Source organism: Streptomyces sp. NPDC091371, from assembly GCF_040684275.1.
GTDB lineage: Bacteria > Actinomycetota > Actinomycetes > Streptomycetales > Streptomycetaceae > Streptomyces.
In genome coordinates, this window is record NZ_JBFBFP010000005.1 from 51,219 (window position 1) to 69,195 (window position 17,977).

A 17,977-nucleotide genomic window follows, 5' to 3' on the forward strand; every position below is an offset into this window, starting at 1 on the left:
GCCCCTCCCGCTACTCCGCCTCGTCGGCCGGGGGCCAGGCATCGCCCCAGTCGGCGTCCCGGGCGGCCTTGTAGAGGTCGCCGTGGCGCTTGGTCACGTTGACCCGGGCCAGGCCCTCGCCCTCGGGGCCGCACAGCTCCAGCTGGACCAGCCCCTTCCGGATCTGCGGCTTGCGCGTGATCCGGGAGGCGGCCGGTTCCGTCGGGAAGCGGGTCGCCGCGACGTAGCTGAACTTCTCGTCCTCGTACGGGAGCGAGCCGCCCTTGACCTTGCGGTGCAGGGAGGACCGGCTGACCCGTGCCGAGAAGTGGCACCAGTCCCGGCCGACCTCGATCGGGCAGGTGCCGTCGTGCGGGCAGGGGGCGGCGACGTGCAGGCCCGCCGCGATCAGCTGGTCGCGGGCCTCGCGGATGCGGAGGTAGCCCTCCGGCGTGCCCGGCTCGATCAGGACCACGGCCTGACCGGCGCGGGCCGCTTCGGCGACGACCGCCGTGCGGGCCTCGGGGGTGAGCTCGCCCAGTACGTACGAGACCGTGACGAGGTCGGCGTCGGGGAGGGCGATGCCGGAGCCGATGACGGCCCGCCGCCAGTCCGCTGCGCGGAGCGCGGGGGAGGGGGAGGACTGCGCGAGCTCCTTGCCGAGCTTGAGCGCCGGCTCCGCCCAGTCCAGGACCGTGGTCTCGCGGGGTCCGTCCCAGATGGCGTCGACCGCCCAGGTCGCGGCGCCGGTGCCGCCGCCCACGTCCACGTGAGAGGCCGGGGCCCAGCCGGGGGCCGCCTCGGCGAGCCCGTCGAGGGCGGACTGCACCGCCTCGAAGGTCGCCGGCATCCGGTACGCCGCGTACGCGGCCACGTCGGAGCGGTCGCGCAGTACGGGAGCGTCGGTCGGGGTCTGCCCCCGGTAGCTGGCGATGAGCCGTTCGACGGCGGCCGAGGCCTGCTTGGGCGGGAGCCCCTCGAGCAGACTGCCGAGCGCGCTGCGGAGGGTCTCGGCGGTGGTGGGGACGGAGGCGGCGTTCACCTGCGAAGTTTATGCCGCCCTCTGAGCGCTCCCGGCCGCACCCTCCAGCCCGGCCGCCCCCTCCAGCCCGTCCGGCGTTTGAGGGCGGGGGTACCCCCGGACGGAGTCTGGGGGAGGGTCCGGGCAGAGCCCGGTTTCGGGAAGGGGCGGGGTGGGGGAAGGCCCCGCGCAGCGGCCCGCACGCGAGGGGCCGCCGGGGCCGGGCGCACGGGGGGCACCCCACCGCACACCCGACCCCGGCGGCGGGGGTCAGTCCCGGGGTTGCCAGGGGCGGCAGAGGGTGAGGAAGCAGGTCACCGAGAGCAGGGCGCAGGTCAGTTGGACCAGGGCCATGGGGACGGCCGTGTCCTCGCCGGCGATCCCGACCAGCGGGGACGCGATCGCCCCGACCAGGAAGGAGCTGGTGCCGATGAGCGCGGAGGCCGAGCCCGCCGCGTGCGGGGTCCGCATCAGGGCCTGGGCGTTGGTGTTGGGCAGGACGACGCCCATCGCCGACATCAGCACGAAGAGGGCGATGGCGATGGGGGTGAGGCCGGTCTTTCCGAAGACCCCGGTCGCGAGGAGGAGCAGTGAGATCGCTGAGGCTGTGACGACTGCGAGGCCGATGGACAGCACCTTGTCCAGGCTGACCCGGCCCACCAGCAGTTTGCCGTTGATCTGGCCGACGGCGATCAGGCCGACGGAGTTGACCCCGAAGAGCAGGCTGAAGGCCTGCGGCGAAGCCCCGTAGATCTCCTGCACGACGAACGGCGAGGCGGAGATGTACGAGAAGAGCACGGCGAAGGCGAAGCCGCCGGTCAGGGTGTAGCCGGTGAAGACGCGGTCGCCGAGCAGGCCCCGCATGGTCCGCAGGGCCGAGCCGACGCCCCCGGTGTGGCGGCGTTCGGGCGGGAGGGTTTCGTCGAGGCTGCGCCAGACCGTGAGGGTGAGGACGAGGCCCACGGCGGTGAGGATCACGAAGACGCCGCGCCAGTCGGCGAAGCGGAGCACCTGGCCGCCGATGAGCGGGGCGATGATCGGGGCGACCCCGGATATGAGCATCAGGGTGGAGAAGAACTTCGCCATCTCGACGCCGTCGTACAGGTCGCGTACGACGGCCCGGGCGATGACGATCGCGGCCGAGCCGGCCAGGCCCTGGAGGAGTCGGAAGGCGATCAGGAGTTCGGCGGAGGGGGCGAGGGCGCAGATCGCGGTGGCGAGGACGTAGACGACCATGCCGGTGAGGAGGGGGCGGCGGCGGCCCCATTTGTCGCTCATCGGGCCGATGACGAGCTGGCCCAGTGCCATGCCGGCGAGGCAGGCGGTCAGGGTGAGCTGGATGGTCGCGGCCGGGCTGTGCAGGGCGCTGGTGACCTCCGGCAGGGCCGGGAGGTACATGTCCATCGACAGCGGGGGGAGGGCGGTCAGCCCGCCGAGTATGAAGGTGACCAGCAGGCCGGTGCGGCGTGCGGCTGTGAGTGTGGGGGAGGGGGGCGATTCGGGCGACGCGGCGCCTGAGGGGGCCGTCGAGGGGCCTCTCTCCGACATACGGAACTCCAGTCCTCTTGTCTGCTCATCGGCACCCCTGCCCGACCCATGCTCTCAGCTTTCGGAACGTCCCGGGGCCAGAGCCCGGTGTGACGTAACCTGCGGCCCCATGAACGCAAGTGCCAAGAAGATCGCAGTGGTGACCGGCGCCGGATCCGGAATCGGCCGCTCCGTGGCCCTGACCCTGGCCGCGGCCGGCTGGGCCGTCGCCGTGGCCGGCCGCCGGACCGAGCCGCTGGAGGAGACCGCGAAGGCCGCCGGCGCGGACGCCGACGTGCTGTGCGTACGGGCCGACGTGAGCGACCCGGACGACGTGACTGCGCTGTTCGAGTCGGTTCGGCAGCGGTACGGGCGGCTTGATCTGCTGTTCAACAACGCGGGGACCTTCGGTCCCGGCGGGGTGCCGCTGGAGGACATCTCCTACGAGGCGTGGCGGTCCGTGGTGGACGTCAACCTGACGGGCGCCTTCCTGTGCGCGCAGGCCGCGTACCGCCAGATGAAGGAACAGGACCCGCAGGGCGGCCGGATCATCAACAACGGGTCGATCTCCGCGCACGTGCCGCGCCCGAACTCGGTGGCGTACACCGCGACCAAGCACGCGATGACGGGGCTGACGAAGTCGCTGTCGCTGGACGGGCGGCCCTACCGGATCGCGTGCGGGCAGATCGACATTGGCAATGCTGCCACTGAGATGACCGAGCGGATGCAGACGGGCATCCTCCAGGCCAACGGACAGCTGGCCGTCGAGCCGGTGATGGACGCCGCCGACGTGGCGCGCACCGTGCTGCACATGGCGGAGCTGCCGCTGGAGGCGAACGTGCAGTTCGCGACGGTGATGGCGACGACGATGCCGTACATCGGGCGGGGCTGAGACCCTTTTCGTTGCAGGTTCAGGGGGCCCTGTTTGATCATGGCCGCATGAACCGTGCCGAAGTGCTCCGTTACACCGCCTTCTCCCGGGACCCGGAAGGCGGCAACCCCGCCGGGGTCGTCCTCGACGCCGCCGGGCTCGACGAGGGCGCGATGCTGGAGATCGCCGCCGGGCTGGGCTACAGCGAGACGGCCTTCCTGACCGACCCGCCCGAGGGGCTCGGCGGTCTGCCCGGCCGCGCCTTCACCGTGCGGTACTTCAGCCCGAAGGCGGAGGTGCCGTTCTGCGGGCACGCCACGGTGGCCACCGCCGTGGCGCTGGGGGAGCGGATCGGCGCGGGCGAGCTGCTGTTCGCCACGCGGGCGGGGACCGTCCCGGTGTCGGTGACCGCGGAGGGCGGGGGCGGCGGGTTCCGGGCCGTGCTGACCAGCGTCGAGCCGCACGTGGAGGAGGTCGGCCCGGCCGATCTCGCGGAGGCGCTGGCCGCGCTGGCCTGGCCGGAGGCGGACCTGGACCCGGCGTTCCCGCCGCGCATCGCCTACGCCGGAGCCCGGCACCTGGTGCTCGGCGCCGCCACCCGGGCCCGGCTCGCGGACCTCGCGTACGACTTCGCGCGGCTGGAGGCCCTGATGCGGCGCCTGGACCTCACCACGGTCCAGCTGGTGTACCGGGAGGCCCCGACGGTCTTCCACGTACGGGACCCCTTCCCGGTCGGCGGCGCCGTGGAGGACCCCGCCACGGGCGCCGCCGCGGCCGCGTTCGGCGCGTACGCCCGCGAGCTCGGCCTGGTCCCGGCGGACGCCGTGCTCACCCTCCACCAGGGGGAGGACATGGGCCGGCCGGGCGAGCTCACGGTGGAGCTGCGCGCCGGCGACCCCCGGGTCAGGGTCGGCGGCGAGGGCGTGCGGATCGCCTGAGCGGCCGTTCGGGTCCGTCAGCCGGTCTGCGTGGCCTCCTCGGCCTGCGCCGGCTGCGGCTTCGCGGCCGCCGGGCGGGCCGAGTCGTACAGGAACAGCGCCAGCACCGGCACCAGGTAGAGCGCCCACACCGAGAGCTGGATGACGGTGGGGTCCGGCTGGAAGTTGAAGACGCCCTTGAGGAGGGTCCCGTACCAGCTGTCCGGCGGGATGGTGGCGCTGATGTCGAAGGCCTTGTCGCCCAGGCCGCCCAGGAAGCGGGCCTCCTGGAGGTCGTGGATCCCGTACGCGAGCACGCCCGCGGCGACGACCACCAGCATGGCGCCGGTCCACTTGAAGAACTTCGCCAGGTTGATCTTCAGCGCGCCCCGGTAGAACAGCCAGCCGAGGAGTATGGCGGTCGCGATGCCGAGGAGTACTCCGGCCAGCGGGGCCGAGGAGCCCTCGCCGCTCGCGCGGACGGAGGCCCACACGAACAGCGCGGTCTCCAGGCCCTCGCGGCCCACGGCCAGGAAGGCCGTGGCGACCAGCGCGCCGGTGCCCATGGCGAGCGCCGAGTCGAGCTTGCCGTGCAGCTCGGCCTTCAGGTGCCGCGCGGTGCGCTTCATCCAGAAGACCATCCACGTCACCAGACCCACCGAGATGATGGAGAGGGTGCCGCCCAGCAGCTCCTGCGCCTCGAACGTCAGCTCCTGGGTGCCGAATTCGAGCATCGCGCCGAAGGCGAGCGAGATCGCGCAGGCGATCCCGATGCCGAGCCACACGGGACGCAGGGCGTCCCGGCGCTCGGTCTTCACCAGGTACGCGACGAGGATGCAGACGACCAGGCTGGCCTCCAGCCCCTCGCGCAGGCCGATCAGATAGTTGCCGAACACGGCGGTTGTTCCTCTCCAGGCTCTACGAGCGGTACGACGGGGACTACGCGAACAGCGTCCGGCCCCACCAGTCGTCCTTGTCGCGGACGCCCGGCGGGACGGCGAAGATCGCCGAGCCCACGTGCTGGATGTACTCGTTGAGGACGTCCGCCTTCGCCAGGCTGCGCTGCACGGGGATGAAGCCCTTGCGCACGTCCCGCTGGTAGGCGAGGAAGAACAGGCCCGCGTCGAGCCGGCCCAGGCCGTCCGTACCGTCGGTGAAGGAGTAGCCGCGGCGCAGCATCATCGCGCCGTTGTTGGTGTCCGGGTGCGCGAGGCGGACGTGCGCCTCCGGCTTCATCGCCTTCAGGAACGGCTCGTCGCGCTCCTTCGACTTGCCGACCGGGGCGCCCTCGCCCTTGTCGCGGCCGAAGATGTCCTCCTGCTCCTGCAGGGGGGTGCGGTCCCAGATCTCGATGTTCATCCGGATCCGCCGCGCCACCAGGTACGAGCCGCCGGTCATCCAGTCGCTGCCGTCGCCGGCGCCGACCCACACGTGCTTGTCCAGGGCGGCCTTGTCGGTGCCCGCGATGTTCCGGGTGCCGTCCTTGAAGCCCATCATGTTGCGCGGGGTCTGCGCCTCGGGCGTGGTCGAGGAGGTCTTGCCGAAGCCCAACTGCGACCAGCGCACCACGGTCTTGCCGAAGCCGATGCGGGCCAGCTGGCGGATCGCGTGCACGGCGACCTGCGGGTCGTCGGCGCAGGCCTGGACGCAGATGTCGCCGCCGGAGCGGGCCGGGTCCAGGTTGTCGCCGGGGAACAGCTCCAGGTCGACCAGCGCCTCGGGGCGCTTGCCCTCCAGCCCGAACCGGTCCTTGGCGAACAGGCCCGGACCGAAACCGATGGTCAGGGTGAGGCGGGAGGCCTTCAGGCCGAGCGCCTCGCCCGTGTCGTCCGGCGGGGCCTCCGGGAGGCCGCCGAAGCCGCCTTCGCCGACCGGCAGGCCGGCCGTCATGCGGCGGGCCGCCTCGGTCCACTCCTTCAGGAGCTCGATCAGCTCCTCGCGGCTCTTCGCCTTCACGTCGAAGGCCGCGAAGTGCAGACGGTCCTGCACGGCGCTGGCGATACCGGCCTGGTGGTCGCCGTGGAACGGCACGGCCGCACCGGCGGCGGCCGCCGAGACCATGTCCGGCCCGCTGCCGAACGCGGCCGCCGCACCGCCGGCCGCGGCCGCGCCGAGCGCGAGCCCGGCCCCGCCCCAGCCCAGGACGGCACGCCGCGAGGGCGCGGTCCCGGACTCGTTGGTGTCCTGCTGTTCGGGCTGCTGTGGCTGCGCCGCCGCCGACTCACTCATCGTGTTCTCCCGCCTCCTTCGACTCTGCTCGCGACTTACTTGGTGACCGCGGCGGCGAGCTTGGACAGCGGCTCACCGAGGGCGGAGACGGCGTCGGAGAGCTCCTTGCGCTCGGCCTCGGAGACCTTGTCGTAGGAGGTGAAGTCGTAGGAGGCCTTGTCGGCGCGGTACTTGTCCAGCAGGACGGTCATCGCCGCGAACTGGGTCTCCAGCTGCTTGGTGAGCGCCGGGTCGGTCTTCGAGACGATCGGCTTCAGGACCTCGAACGCCTTCTCCGCGCCCTCGACGTTGGCCTTGAAGTCGACCAGGTCGGTGTGGGAGTAACGCTCCTCCTCGCCGGTGACCTTGCCGGTGGCGACCTCGTCGAGGAGCTCCTTGGCGCCGTTCGCGATGGAGCTGGGGGTGATCTCCGCCGTGCCGACCTTCTTCTGCCAGTCGGTCAGGTCGGCGATCAGGGTGTCGGCGAGCTTCTTGTCGGCGTCGTCGATCTTGTTGTCGGCCCACAGGGACTTCTCCAGGCGGTGCCAGCCCGTCCAGTCCTTCGCCGGGTCCTGGCCGGCCTCCAGGCCGTCCTCGCGGACGTCGACCTTCGGGTCGATGTCGCCGAAGGACTCGGCGACCGGCTCGGTGCGCTCCCAGCCGATGCGGGAGGGCGCGTACAGCTTCTTCGCGGTCTCGATGTCGCCGGCCTTGACGGCGTCGGCGAAGGCCTGCGCCTTGGGGAGGGTCTCCTCGGCCTGGGTGACCACGTACGCGCGGTACGCGGCGACGGCGGCGTCGGCCTCGGGGCTGCGCTTCTCCTCGGCGGCGCCCTTGCCGGTGGCCTTGACCTTCTGGGCGATGCCGTCGCCCTTCATGCCGGGCTTGCAGACGATCTCGTAGTCGCCCGCCTTGATCTCGGCGGTGATGGAGGCCTTGGTGCCGGGACCGATGTTCTCGCGCTCGGTCACGATGCGGGCGTCCGGGAAGAGGACGTAGACCTCGGTGACCTTGGAGCCCTTGTTCTCGACGTCGAGCTGGATCTTGCCGGCCGGGAACTCCTTCTTCGACACCTCGCAGGCGGTGTCGGAGGCCGCCACCTTGATCGCGCCGTCGCCGCCCCCGTCGCTCTTCTGGGAGCAGCCGGTGACGGCGGTCAGGGCGGCCGCCACGGAGGCGGCGGCGATGACGGTGAGGCGGGCGGGGCGCATAGGGGGCTCCTGGGCGTCGGGCGAATCGGGCCGTCCCAAGGGGGAGAGGCCGGTGAGGCGGACCTAACTTAGCCGAGGCTTACCTGAGCCATACCCACCCGAGCAGTGATTCAGCTCTCACCTTTCCGCCCCGGACACGGCGCCGTCACGGCCGATTCACGGCGAGCCCATGCATGGGTCAAGCGGAGGTCAAGCCGAGATGACCGTTCCGTACTGCGGAACGGGATCCGGAGGGATCGCCTCCCCTAACCGGAACCACGGGCGGGGCCCCCGGCGGCGCGTGCGCGAGCACTTCCACCGGCTGCCGGCAGACCCGGCTCAGCGACGCCGAACCCCGCCTGCGCCGTGCTTGAATGCCCGCGTGAACGATCTCGACGTGTTGAAGGTCTTCTGCGCGGGTGACGGCCGCTTCGGCAACCTGCTCGGTGTCGTACGCGACGGCCGGACCTGCCCCGACGACGCGTCTCGGCAGGCGCTGGCCGCCGAATTGGGCTACAGCGAGACGGTGTTCGTCGACGACCCCGAGCGCGGGATCGTCGACATCCGCACCCCCGGCACGCGGATGTCCTTCGCCGGGCATCCGCTGGTCGGGGTCGCGTGGCTGCTCGACATCGAGGAGCTCCAGCCGCCCGCCGGGTCCGTATGGGCCCGTGACGACGGGGAGTTCACCTGGATCACGGCCCGCCCCGAGTGGGTCGAGGGCAAGCGCACCGAGCAGTACGGGTCCGTCGCCGAGGTGGAGGCGCTGCCGGCCCCGCCGCCGGGCGAGGGCTGGCTGTACGCGTGGGCCTGGGAGGACGAGACCGCGGGCCGGGTACGCGCCCGCGGCTTCCCGCGCCGCGCCGACGGCGTCATCACCGAGGACGAGGCCACCGGTTCGGCCGCGATCCTGCTGACCGCCGAGCTGAACCGGGCCCTGAACATCACCCAGGGCGCGGGATCCCAGATCCTCACCGCCCCCGGCCCGGACGGCACCGTGGAGATCGGCGGCCGCGTCCGCTTCGCCCGGACGGTCTGAGCGCGCCCCAACTGCCGTCGGCTGCTGATCATTTGGCCTAGTCTTCCGTGAGTGGGCGGAATAGACGTGGGCAACGGAGTGGTGGGCGCGGTCCTGGGGGTCGTGTTCGCGACCCTGTTCCATCAGTAGCTGCAGGACGCGTGGTTCAAGGTGAGGCGCCGCTCGGCGGGCGTGGTGCGCAGCATCACCTTCCGGGAGCGGGCCGACCAGGCCTGGTCGACGTTCTCCATCGGCCCCCTGCACACCTCGGCCCTGATCCTCGACGGGGACGGCCACACGGTGATCGCCCCCTCGAATCCCTCGAAGTCTCCCGGACGGCCATGGACGAGCAGGCGGAGATCCACCTGCGGCTGCGGCCGACGGACTACTACACCTTCCTCGCCGCCCAGCAGCTGGACCGCCGGCTGCCCGACGGGAGCACGCCCCGGGCGCTCCACCTCGACCCCGAACGGCCGCTGGACGCCCCGGCCTTCCTGCAGTGCAGCTTCGGCATCAACGTGGCCGTGGTCACCGCAGACCACCTGCTCGTGGTGAGCCGGCGCAGCGACCGCGTACGCCTGGCGCCCGGCCTGTGGAACTCCTCGGTCAACGAAGGGCTCTCCCGGCACATCGACTCGGCCGGCCGGAACGCACCCGACCTGCACGCCGCGGCCCGCCGGGGCATGCGCGAGGAGCTGTCACTGGAGCCCCACGAATACTCAATCTCCCTGCTGGCCTTCGTCCTGGACGTGGACAAGCGCGCCTGGAGCGCCCACTACTACGCCCGGCTGAACGAGCTGAGCGGTGAGCAGCTCCAGGCGCGCATGAGCAGGGGAGTACCCGACCGCTGGGAACACCAGAGCATCGAATACGTCCCCTTCCGCTCCACCGAGGTGATCCGCTACCTGCTGCGTCCCGACCGGATCCACCGCTGGGCGCCGGTGGCCCCGTCGCTGTTCCACCTGGCACTGGTGCACGTGCACGGCAGGGCCTCGGTCGAACGGGCCGAGGCGCAGGCCGTGCGCCGCGGGCTCACGCGCTGAGCGGGAACTGCTCGCCCAGCTCGCGGAAGACCGCGCCGTTGAAGTCGAAGGCGCGCTTGCACTCGTCGATGATGCGCTGCTTCTCCAGGTCGTCCGCGGCTATCGCGTCCAGCAGTTCCCGGTAGGTGCGCTTGAAGGCCGCCGGGTTGGAGATGTCCGCGAAGACGTAGAAGCGGACGCCGTCGCCCTTGCGCTCGAAGCCCCAGGTGCGCTCGGCCTTGTCGCGGATGATCTGGCCGCCGGAGAGGTCGCCCAGGTAGCGCGTGTAGTGGTGGGCGACGTAGCCGCCCGGCCACTCGGCCGCGCATTCGGCCACCCGGGCGGCGTAGGCCTCGGTCGCCGGGAGGGCCGAAACCGCGGCGCGCCAGTCGGGGCCCAGCAGGTGCGCGAGGTCGCGTTCGATCTCGGTGACGCGCATCAGCTCGGGCTGGATGAACGGGCCGGCGACCGGGTCGTCCTTCAGCGACTCGGCCGCGTCCTCGAGCGCCCGGTACACGAACCAGAGCTGCTCGGTGTAGCGCGTGTAGGCGTCCACCCCGAGCCTGCCGCCGAGCAGGTCGCTCATGAAGGTCGACGTCTCTGCTTCGGTGTGCTGCTCGTGCGAGGCGACGCGGATGACCGTAGAGAAGGCGTCCAAGACGGACCTCCAGGAAGAGGAAAAGGGCGTGACGGCACGTCCGCCACGCCCGATCCTCCTACTTAGGCATGCCTAAGTCAATGGGTTCCCGACGCCTTGTCGGTAAAAAAGGCGGCTACGGGAGGGTCAGGATCTCCGCCCCGCTGTCCGTCACGACCAGCGTGTGCTCGAACTGCGCGGTCCGCTTGCGGTCCTTCGTCACGACCGTCCAGCCGTCCGCCCACATGTCGTACTCGTGGGTGCCCAGCGTCAGCATCGGCTCGATGGTGAAGGTCATCCCGGGCTCGATGACGGTGGTGGCGTGCGGGCTGTCGTAGTGCGGGATGATCAGGCCGGAGTGGAAGGAGGAGTTGATGCCGTGGCCGGTGAAGTCCCGGACCACTCCGTAGCCGAAGCGCTTCGCGTACGACTCGATGACCCGGCCGATGATGTTGATCTGGCGGCCCGGCTTGACGGCCTTGATGGCCCGGTTCAGCGCCTCGCGCGTCCGCTCCACCAGCAGCCGCGACTCCTCGTCCACCTCGCCGCACAGGTAGGTGGCGTTGTTGTCGCCGTGCACGCCGCCGATGTACGCGGTCACGTCGAGGTTCACGATGTCGCCGTCGCGCAGGACGGTGGAGTCGGGGATGCCGTGGCAGATGACCTCGTTGACCGAGGAGCACAGGGACTTCGGGAAGCCCCGGTAGCCGAGCGTGGAGGGGTAGGCGCCGTGGTCGCACATGTACTCGTGCGCGACCCGGTCCAGCTCGTCGGTGGTCACCCCCGGCGCGATCAGCTTGGCGGCCTCTTCCATCGCCTGGGCGGCGATCCGGCCGGCGGTGCGCATGGCCTCGATGGTCTCGGCCGACTGCACCTCCGGTCCGGTGTACGGCGTGGGCATCGGCTTGCCCACGTACTCGGGCCGGCGGATGTTTCCGGGAACGGAACGGGCGGGAGAGAGCTCGCCTGGTACGAGCAGCGACTGGCCAGACATGCAAGCGAGTGTATCCAGCGGGGATGGGGCAGCATGGCGGCAGAGGAAGGAGCCGACGATGGCCCTGTTCAAGAAGCGTCAGGTGGGCAAACCGGGCGAGTGGTACTACTGCCTGGTCCACAAGAAGGTCGAGGAGGGCCCCGAGTGCCCCGCCAAGGACCGCTTCGGTCCGTACGGCACCCCCGAGGAGGCGTCCCGCGCCATGGAGACGGCCGAGGAACGCAACCTCGAATGGCAGACGGACCCCAAGTGGAACGACAAGTCCCGCGAGGAAGACGAGGGTACGGCGACGCCGTAGCGCTCCCGCTCCGGGCGGAGACCGGCAGGGGGCGCGGGCCGCACCGACCGGGGCGTGCCCGCCGGTTCCGCGGCCGGCCGGCCGGACGGCGCTCCCGCTCCGGGGACGGACCGGCCGGCATGCGGCCGCCGGCGAGGTGCCCGGCCGGGGTGCGGTCAGCAGGGAAGCGGCCGCTACCAGCGGCTCGGCGGCGGGGCGGTCAGCTGGTCGGCCAGCCGCGCCAGCCGGTCCCGGAAGCGGCGCGGCCCGCGCTGCACCGGCAGGCTGTTCTCCCCGGCCGCCGCGCTGACCAGGTGCTGCACCGTGTCCAGGTCCAGCTCGGCCGCGCCGTCCGGCACCGACAGCACATCGTGCGCCAGCATGCCCAGATCCGGGTCCCCGCCGTCCAGGGACAGTACGGTCGCCCCCGCGCGCCGGGCGTCGTGGACCCGCTCCAGCAGCCCCTCGTCCGGCTCCTGCGGAGCCACCACCAGCAGCGTGTGCCCGCGCCGGGCCGCCTCCAGCCTGCCCAGCCCCACCGACAGGTGCGGCGGCTCCCCGGGCAGTACGCGGTGGCGCACGAGCGTGGGCGCCAGCTCCGGCAGACCCGACCAGGCGGCCTCGTCGACCAGGTGCGCCGCCAGGTGCCAGGGCTCGTAGCTCTCGGTACCCACCAGCAGCAGGTTCCCGCCCGCCGGTACCACGGAACGGCGCAGCGCCCCGGCGAAGCGGCGCGCGTCGCCCGGCCACTGCGTACCGGCGAGCACCTCACGCAGCAGGGCGACCCTCACGGCATCCATGGGCGGCATCCTGCCCCATGAATGGCGTGAATGTGACCGCTTCCCGCCGCTTCCTCCCCCTTCCCGGCCCTTCGACTGTCGCCTACTCGGCAGTACCCTCGCCCCCATGACTTCCTCGACTTCCTCTGACAACACGCAGAAGCCGCCGGCCAAGGACCCCTGGGAGCTCCCGGACGTCTCCGGCCTGGTCGTCGGCGTCCTCGGCGGCACCGGCGACCAGGGCCGCGGCCTCGCCTACCGGCTCGCCCGGGCCGGCCAGAAGGTGATCATCGGCTCCCGCGCCGCGGACCGCGCGCGGACCGCGGCCGAGGAACTGGGGCTCGGCGTGGAGGGCGCCGACAACGCCGAATGCGCGCGCCGCAGTGACGTCGTCATCATCGCCGTGCCGTGGGAGGGCCACGCCAAGACCCTCGAAGCCCTGCGCGAGGACCTCGCGGGCAAGCTCGTCGTGGACTGCGTCAACCCGCTCGGCTTCGACAAGCAGGGTGCCTACGCCCTCCAGGTCGAGGAAGGCAGCGCCGCCCAGCAGGCCGCCGCGCTGCTCCCGGACTCCCGCGTCACCGCCGCCTTCCACCACCTCTCGGCGGTCCTGCTCCAGGACGAGTCGATCGACGAGATCGACACCGACGTGATGGTCCTCGGCGAATCCCGCGCCGACACGGACCTCGTGCAGGCCCTCGCCGCCCGCATCCCGGGCATGCGCGGAGTCTTCGCGGGCCGCCTGCGCAACGCCCACCAGGTCGAATCCCTGGTGGCGAACCTGATCTCCACGAACCGCCGCTACAAGGCCCACGCGGGCCTGCGCATCACGGACGTCTGACCCCGGGAGCCGTGCCGGCCGCGGCCGTCCTTACGGGAGCACTGCGGGGCATGGGGGACACTGGGAGGGCTCGGCCCCGTTCAGTGTTTTCGAGGAGCTCTCCCCATGCCCCGCCTTGCCGTCTTCGCCGTTGTCGTCTGCGTCCTCGCCGTGGCCGCGGCCGTCGTCGCCTTCGTCGAGGGCAGCTTCATCGGGATCGTGTGGGTGCTGCTCGCCGGTCTCACGTCCAACATGGCCTGGTACTACATCCGCAAGGCGAAGGCCGAGAAGGCCGCGCGGCCCTCCGTCTGACCTGCGCTGATGTCCGCTCAGTCCAGCGGGGTCGTGCAGAAGAAGGCGCCCTCGTCACGCCAGAAGGTGTACAGCTCGCGGCCGCAGTAGGCCTCCGGCTCGGTCACCCCGAGGGGGCCCAGCACGCCGTAGACCACGTCGAAGAAGAACCGGTTCACCTCGGGGATCCACAGCAGCGCGAAGACCGCGATCAGGCCGAACGGAGCCAGCGGCTCCACCTGGCGGCGCACCCCGTACGACAGCCAGGGCTCGATGACCCCGTAGCCGTCCAGGCCCGGGACCGGCAGGAAGTTCAGGATCGCCGCCGAGACCTGGAGCAGGGCGAGGAAGGCCAGCGCGAGGCGGAACGGATGCGGGACGCCGTCGAGGGCGTCCAGCCAGAACGGGGCCGTGCAGACGATCGCGAAGGCCACGTTCGTCAGCGGGCCCGCCGCCGAGATCATGCTGTGCCTCCAGCGGCCCCGGATCCGGCCCCGCTCGATGTACACGGCGCCGCCGGGCAGGCCCAGCCCGCCCATGATCACGAACAGCACCGGCAGGACGATGCTCAGCAGCGCGTGCGTGTACTTGAGCGGATTCAGCGTCAGGTAGCCCTTGGCGCCCACCGACAGGTCGCCGCCGTGCAGGGCCGTGCGGGCGTGCGCGTACTCGTGCAGGCAGAGGGAGACGATCCACGCCGACGTCACGAAGAGGAAGACGGCGAGGCCGGTGCTCGTCGCGTACTGCGTCCACACCGCCCAGCCGGTGACCGCCATGACGGCGACGATCCCGAGGAACACGGAACTGATGCGCCGCTCACCGCGGCTGCCCTGATGACCCATGCGGCGAAACCTATCCCGGGGCCGCGGCGAAAATGGGGGCGGGGCCGGGTGCCGGTACGGGGACAATGGGCCGGTGCGTTACATGATCCTCGGCACCGCCCAGGCCATCCGCGACGACGGGACCCCCGTCGCCGTCGGCGGAGCACGCCTGCGGGCGCTGCTGACCGCGCTCGCGCTGCGGCCGGGCCGCACGGTGCCGGCGCACCTCCTGGTCGAGGAGGTGTGGGACGGCGACCAGCCGGCCGACGCCGTGGCCGCCCTGCAGGCCCTGGTCGCGCGGCTGCGCCGGACGCTCGGGCACGAGGCCGTGCGGTCCGCGGACGGCGGCTACCGGCTGGCCGCCGAGCGCGAGGACGTCGACCTGTACCGCTTCGAGCGCCTCGCCCTCGCGGCGGAGGCGGCGCTCACCGAGGGGGACCCCGCCAAGGCCACCGCCCTGTACGACGACGCCCTCGCCCTGTGGCGCGGGCCCGCGCTGGCCGACCTGCCCGACCCGGCCGGGGAGGCCGCGCGCTGGGAGGCCGTACGGTCCGACGCGCACCGGGGCCGCCTCGCCGCGGCCCTCGCCCTGGGCCGGGCCGAGCAGGCCCTGCCCGAGCTGACCGCCCTGTGCGCGCAGCAGCCGCTCGACGAACCCCTCCAGGCCCTGCGCATCCGCGCCCTGCGCGACGCCGGCCGCCCGGCCGAGGCGCTGGCCGCGTACGAGTCCGTACGCCGCGACCTGGCCGACCGCCTGGGCACCGACCCCGGCCCGGCCCTGCGCGCCCTGCACGCCGACCTGCTGTCCCCGCCGGAGCCCTGGCCGGGGGCCGCCCCGGTGACGACCGGCCGCGCGGGCGACGCGGCCGGGCCGGGGGCGCACGTCACGTACCCCGGCCCCGGTGGGGCCCCCGGCGCGGACTCCGCCCGGCCCGGGGGGCAGTCCGGGGCTCCCGGCGGGCCCGCACCGCAGGCCCCGTACCCCGGCCCCGGCGCACCCGGGTATCCGGCGCAGCCGGTGCAGGGGCCCGGGCAGGGCCGCCCGTACGCGTCCACCCCCGCCGGAGGCAATCTGCGCGCCCGGCTGACCACCTTCGTCGGCCGCGAGGACGACATCGTGGTCATCGGGGAGGACCTCGCGCGGGCCCGGCTCGTCACCCTGCTCGGGCCCGGCGGGGCCGGGAAGACCCGGCTCTCGCAGGAGGCCGCCGAGGCGCACGCCGTACGCGGGGACTGGCCCGACGGGGTGTGGCTCGTCGAACTGGCTCCGGTGGACGACCCCGACGACGTCGCCGAAGCCGCGCTCGCCGCGCTCGGGGCCCGCGAGACCAAGCTGCGCGGCGCCGCCGCCGAGGAGCTGCGGGCGCTGACCGACCGCCACGGCGACGACCCACTCGACCGGCTCGCCGAGCACTGCGCGCGGCGCCGGCTGCTGCTGCTCCTCGACAACTGCGAGCACGTCGTCGACGCCGCCGCCCGGCTAGCCGAGGAACTCCTCGCGCGCTGCCCCGGCGTACAGATCCTCGCCACCAGCCGCGAACCCCTCGGCGTACCGGGCGAGTCCCTGCGGCCCGTCGAGCCGCTGCCCGACCCCGTCGCGCTGGAGCTCCTCGGAGACCGCGGCGCCGCCGCGCGGCCCGGGTTCCGTACCGACGAGGACCCGGACGCCGCCGCCGAGATCTGCCGCCGCCTCGACGGGCTGCCGCTCGCCATCGAGCTCGCCGCCGCCCGGCTGCGGCTGCTCACCCCGCGCCAGATCGCCGACCGGCTCGACGACCGCTTCCGGCTGCTCACGAGCGGCGCCCGGACCGTGCTGCCCCGGCAGCAGACCCTGCGGGCCGTCGTCGACTGGTCCTGGGAGCTGCTCGACGAGCCCGAGCGGGCCGTGCTGCGCCGGCTCTCCGTCTTCGCCGGCGGGTGCGACCTCGGCGCCGCCGAGGACGTGTGCGCGGACCCCTCGTACGACGTCGCCGACGTGCTCGGCTCCCTCGTCGACAAGTCCCTGGTCGTCGCCGCCCCCGGAGCGGACGGCTCGGCCATGCGCTACCGGCTGCTGGAGACCGTCGGCGAGTACGCCGCCGAGCAGCTCACCGCGGCCGGCGGCGACCGCGAGGCCACCGAGCGCCGCCACCTCGTCCACTACCGCGAACTCGCCCGCACCACCGAGCCCCTGCTGCGCGGCCACGGCCAGCGCGCCGCCGCCGACCGGCTCGCCACCGAGTACGAGAACCTCCGCACCGCCCTGCGCCGGGCCGTCGCCACCCGCGACGCCGACGAGGTGCTGTGCCTCGTCCACTCCCTCGGCTGGTACTGGCACATGCACGACCTGCGCACCGAGTCCCGGCACTGGTCCGAAGCGGCCGCGACGCTCGGCCCCGACCCCTTCGCCCCGCCCTTCGTGCCCGCCGAGCCCGTGTACGAGCGGCTCGTGGACACCCCGCCGCCCTACAGCGGGGAGCTGCGCACCGAGGCCTGGCGGGCGGTCCACCTGGTCCGGCTGGCGGCCCGCGACCAGACCAACGACACCTGGGACACCCCCGAGGTACGGGCACTGGTCGACGGGGTGATCGCCACCTACCGGCCGGGGCTCCCGCAGACCTGCCGGACCCCCGCCTCCCTCTGGATCTACGCCGTCATGATCGCGGGCGACCCGGGGCTGCTCAAGCACGTCATCGACGAGACCGTCGTCACCGCCCGCGAGCTCGGCTACCGCTGGGAGCTCGCCTCCGCCCTCCAGCTGCGCGCCAACGTCCTCGCCAACCGCGCCGACTGGGCCGGGGACGCCTCGCGCGACGCCGAGGAGAGCCTGGCGATCTTCCGGGAGCTCGGCGACGACTGGGGCTGTGCCGAAGCGCTCTCCGCCCGCGCCGAGTCCCGTGAGAAGCGCGGGCAGTACGGGCCGGCCACCGAGGACTACCGCGCCGCCATCGAGCACGCCGAACGCCTCGGGGCCAAGGCCCAGGTGACGGTGTTGCGCGTACGGATGGCGGGGAACCTCGCCGAGCTCGGGGAGGTGGAGGAGGCCGAGGAGATCCTCCGCAGCACCGTCGCCACCGTCCAGCGGTTCGGCAACGAGGCCATGCCCGCCGCCCGGATGTTCCTCGCGGGCCTCCTCGGCCGCACCGGCCGGTTCCCCGAGGCCCGTGCCCAGATCCGGGCGCTGCGCGAGGAGTTCGCCTTCGGGGCCTACGCCGTCTTCGACGTGTTCCTCCGCGCCACGATGGCCTGGCTCGACAACCAGGAAGGCGAGTTCGAAGCGGCGCTGGCCCTGGTCCGCGAGTCGTCGACCGCCGTACAGGACCCGCTCGCCAAGATGGTCGCCCCGCAGTTGTCGGCCGTCTACCTGCTGACGGCCGCCGTCTCCCTCGCCTCGCTCGGCGGTCCGCAGCGCACCTGGGACGCCGCGCGGCTGCTCGGCGCCTACCGGGCGCACCTGCCGCCGGGGCACTTCACCGTGACCACGGAACGCGAGGACGCCGCCCATGCCGAGGAGCTGGCCCGGGCGGCGCTCGGCGACGCCGCCTACGAGGCCGCGTACGCCGAAGGCGGCGGCCTCACCCTGGAGGAGGCCACCGCCCTCATCTGACCCGGCCCCCGGTCAGGGG

At 72.8% G+C, this 17,977-nt stretch carries 17 protein-coding genes; 8 read left to right on the plus strand and 9 right to left on the minus strand.

Annotated elements, in window-relative coordinates:
- Positions 1 to 10: 10 nt before the first annotated feature.
- Positions 11 to 1,021: a small ribosomal subunit Rsm22 family protein gene (locus AB0O21_RS08540; protein WP_365167887.1), complete on the minus strand. Its 1,011-nt coding sequence runs from the start codon at positions 1,019 to 1,021 to the stop codon at positions 11 to 13.
- A gap of 249 nt (positions 1,022 to 1,270) precedes the next feature.
- Positions 1,271 to 2,548, minus strand: coding sequence for a Bcr/CflA family multidrug efflux MFS transporter (locus AB0O21_RS08545; protein WP_365167890.1), 1,278 nt, complete (start codon positions 2,546 to 2,548; stop codon positions 1,271 to 1,273).
- A 109-nt stretch (positions 2,549 to 2,657) separates the two neighbouring features.
- On the opposite strand from AB0O21_RS08545, the gene AB0O21_RS08550 reads away from it, so the two are divergent.
- Both AB0O21_RS08550 and AB0O21_RS08555 read left to right on the plus strand, forming a co-directional pair.
- Entirely contained in the window at positions 2,658 to 3,419 is a 762-nt protein-coding gene (locus AB0O21_RS08550; RefSeq protein WP_365167893.1) for an SDR family oxidoreductase, read from the plus strand.
- Positions 3,420 to 3,466: 47 nt separating this feature from the next.
- The gene (locus tag AB0O21_RS08555) at positions 3,467 to 4,336 is read left to right on the plus strand and encodes a PhzF family phenazine biosynthesis isomerase (protein WP_365167896.1); all 870 of its coding nucleotides are present in this window, start codon (positions 3,467 to 3,469) and stop codon (positions 4,334 to 4,336) included.
- A gap of 17 nt (positions 4,337 to 4,353) precedes the next feature.
- Here AB0O21_RS08555 and efeU read toward each other — a convergent pair whose 3' ends face one another.
- The 3 genes from efeU to efeO are packed head-to-tail and all read right to left on the minus strand — an operon-like array spanning position 4,354 to position 7,734.
- Entirely contained in the window at positions 4,354 to 5,211 is an 858-nt protein-coding gene (gene efeU / locus AB0O21_RS08560) for an iron uptake transporter permease EfeU (RefSeq protein ID WP_365167898.1), read from the minus strand.
- A gap of 43 nt (positions 5,212 to 5,254) precedes the next feature.
- Positions 5,255 to 6,544 (minus strand): iron uptake transporter deferrochelatase/peroxidase subunit, encoded by a 1,290-nt coding sequence (efeB, locus tag AB0O21_RS08565; RefSeq protein ID WP_365167901.1) that lies wholly within the window; start codon positions 6,542 to 6,544, stop codon positions 5,255 to 5,257.
- A gap of 35 nt (positions 6,545 to 6,579) precedes the next feature.
- Positions 6,580 to 7,734, minus strand: a complete 1,155-nt coding sequence (gene efeO, locus AB0O21_RS08570; protein ID WP_365167904.1) for an iron uptake system protein EfeO — start codon at positions 7,732 to 7,734, stop codon at positions 6,580 to 6,582.
- A gap of 361 nt (positions 7,735 to 8,095) precedes the next feature.
- On the opposite strand from efeO, the gene AB0O21_RS08575 reads away from it, so the two are divergent.
- Both AB0O21_RS08575 and AB0O21_RS08580 read left to right on the plus strand, forming a co-directional pair.
- Complete coding sequence (locus tag AB0O21_RS08575; RefSeq protein ID WP_365167906.1) at positions 8,096 to 8,752, plus strand: PhzF family phenazine biosynthesis protein; 657 nt, start codon at positions 8,096 to 8,098, stop codon at positions 8,750 to 8,752.
- Positions 8,753 to 9,072: 320 nt separating this feature from the next.
- The gene (locus tag AB0O21_RS08580) at positions 9,073 to 9,774 is read left to right on the plus strand and encodes a hypothetical protein (RefSeq protein WP_365167909.1); all 702 of its coding nucleotides are present in this window, start codon (positions 9,073 to 9,075) and stop codon (positions 9,772 to 9,774) included.
- Here AB0O21_RS08580 and AB0O21_RS08585 read toward each other — a convergent pair.
- Positions 9,764 to 10,411: a biliverdin-producing heme oxygenase gene (locus AB0O21_RS08585; RefSeq protein ID WP_365167912.1), complete on the minus strand. Its 648-nt coding sequence runs from the start codon at positions 10,409 to 10,411 to the stop codon at positions 9,764 to 9,766. The genes AB0O21_RS08580 and AB0O21_RS08585 overlap by 11 nt on opposite strands.
- A 115-nt stretch (positions 10,412 to 10,526) precedes the next feature.
- A complete protein-coding gene (gene map / locus AB0O21_RS08590) occupies positions 10,527 to 11,384 on the minus strand; it encodes a type I methionyl aminopeptidase (RefSeq protein WP_365167914.1) in 858 nt (285 codons plus the stop codon).
- A gap of 58 nt (positions 11,385 to 11,442) precedes the next feature.
- On the opposite strand from map, the gene AB0O21_RS08595 reads away from it, so the two are divergent.
- Positions 11,443 to 11,682 carry a hypothetical protein gene (locus AB0O21_RS08595; protein WP_365167917.1) on the plus strand — a complete coding sequence of 80 codons (240 nt, stop codon included), beginning with the start codon at positions 11,443 to 11,445 and terminating at the stop codon, positions 11,680 to 11,682.
- Positions 11,683 to 11,855: 173 nt separating this feature from the next.
- Here AB0O21_RS08595 and AB0O21_RS08600 read toward each other — a convergent pair whose 3' ends face one another.
- Positions 11,856 to 12,461 carry a hypothetical protein gene (locus tag AB0O21_RS08600; protein ID WP_365167919.1) on the minus strand — a complete coding sequence of 202 codons (606 nt, stop codon included), beginning with the start codon at positions 12,459 to 12,461 and terminating at the stop codon, positions 11,856 to 11,858.
- Positions 12,462 to 12,567: 106 nt separating this feature from the next.
- On the opposite strand from AB0O21_RS08600, the gene npdG reads away from it, so the two are divergent.
- Complete coding sequence (gene npdG / locus AB0O21_RS08605; protein ID WP_365167922.1) at positions 12,568 to 13,281, plus strand: NADPH-dependent F420 reductase; 714 nt, start codon at positions 12,568 to 12,570, stop codon at positions 13,279 to 13,281.
- Between the two features lie 105 nt (positions 13,282 to 13,386).
- A complete protein-coding gene (locus AB0O21_RS08610) occupies positions 13,387 to 13,572 on the plus strand; it encodes a hypothetical protein (RefSeq protein WP_365167924.1) in 186 nt (61 codons plus the stop codon).
- A gap of 17 nt (positions 13,573 to 13,589) precedes the next feature.
- On the opposite strand, the gene AB0O21_RS08615 is transcribed toward AB0O21_RS08610, so the two are convergent.
- The gene (locus AB0O21_RS08615) at positions 13,590 to 14,393 is read right to left on the minus strand and encodes a site-2 protease family protein (protein ID WP_365167926.1); all 804 of its coding nucleotides are present in this window, start codon (positions 14,391 to 14,393) and stop codon (positions 13,590 to 13,592) included.
- 82 nt (positions 14,394 to 14,475) lie between these two features.
- Here AB0O21_RS08615 and AB0O21_RS08620 point away from each other — a divergent pair, with 82 nt between their 5' ends.
- Entirely contained in the window at positions 14,476 to 17,958 is a 3,483-nt protein-coding gene (locus AB0O21_RS08620; protein WP_365168302.1) for a BTAD domain-containing putative transcriptional regulator, read from the plus strand.
- Positions 17,959 to 17,977 lie beyond the last annotated feature (19 nt).

What these genes read in the sequence shown, in the direction of transcription:
- AB0O21_RS08545 (WP_365167890.1), bottom strand. Translation starts at nt 2,548, where the DNA reads ATGTCGGAGAGAGGCCCCTCGACGGCCCCCTCAGGCGCCGCGTCGCCC.
- AB0O21_RS08550 (WP_365167893.1), top strand. Translation starts at nt 2,658, where the DNA reads ATGAACGCAAGTGCCAAGAAGATCGCAGTGGTGACCGGCGCCGGATCC.
- AB0O21_RS08555 (WP_365167896.1), top strand. Translation starts at nt 3,467, where the DNA reads ATGAACCGTGCCGAAGTGCTCCGTTACACCGCCTTCTCCCGGGACCCG.
- efeB (WP_365167901.1), bottom strand. Translation starts at nt 6,544, where the DNA reads ATGAGTGAGTCGGCGGCGGCGCAGCCACAGCAGCCCGAACAGCAGGAC.
- efeO (WP_365167904.1), bottom strand. Translation starts at nt 7,734, where the DNA reads ATGCGCCCCGCCCGCCTCACCGTCATCGCCGCCGCCTCCGTGGCGGCC.
- AB0O21_RS08580 (WP_365167909.1), top strand. Translation starts at nt 9,073, where the DNA reads ATGGACGAGCAGGCGGAGATCCACCTGCGGCTGCGGCCGACGGACTAC.
- map (WP_365167914.1), bottom strand. Translation starts at nt 11,384, where the DNA reads ATGTCTGGCCAGTCGCTGCTCGTACCAGGCGAGCTCTCTCCCGCCCGT.
- AB0O21_RS08595 (WP_365167917.1), top strand. Translation starts at nt 11,443, where the DNA reads ATGGCCCTGTTCAAGAAGCGTCAGGTGGGCAAACCGGGCGAGTGGTAC.
- AB0O21_RS08600 (WP_365167919.1), bottom strand. Translation starts at nt 12,461, where the DNA reads ATGGATGCCGTGAGGGTCGCCCTGCTGCGTGAGGTGCTCGCCGGTACG.
- npdG (WP_365167922.1), top strand. Translation starts at nt 12,568, where the DNA reads ATGACTTCCTCGACTTCCTCTGACAACACGCAGAAGCCGCCGGCCAAG.
- AB0O21_RS08610 (WP_365167924.1), top strand. Translation starts at nt 13,387, where the DNA reads ATGCCCCGCCTTGCCGTCTTCGCCGTTGTCGTCTGCGTCCTCGCCGTG.
- AB0O21_RS08615 (WP_365167926.1), bottom strand. Translation starts at nt 14,393, where the DNA reads ATGGGTCATCAGGGCAGCCGCGGTGAGCGGCGCATCAGTTCCGTGTTC.
- AB0O21_RS08620 (WP_365168302.1), top strand. Translation starts at nt 14,476, where the DNA reads ATGATCCTCGGCACCGCCCAGGCCATCCGCGACGACGGGACCCCCGTC.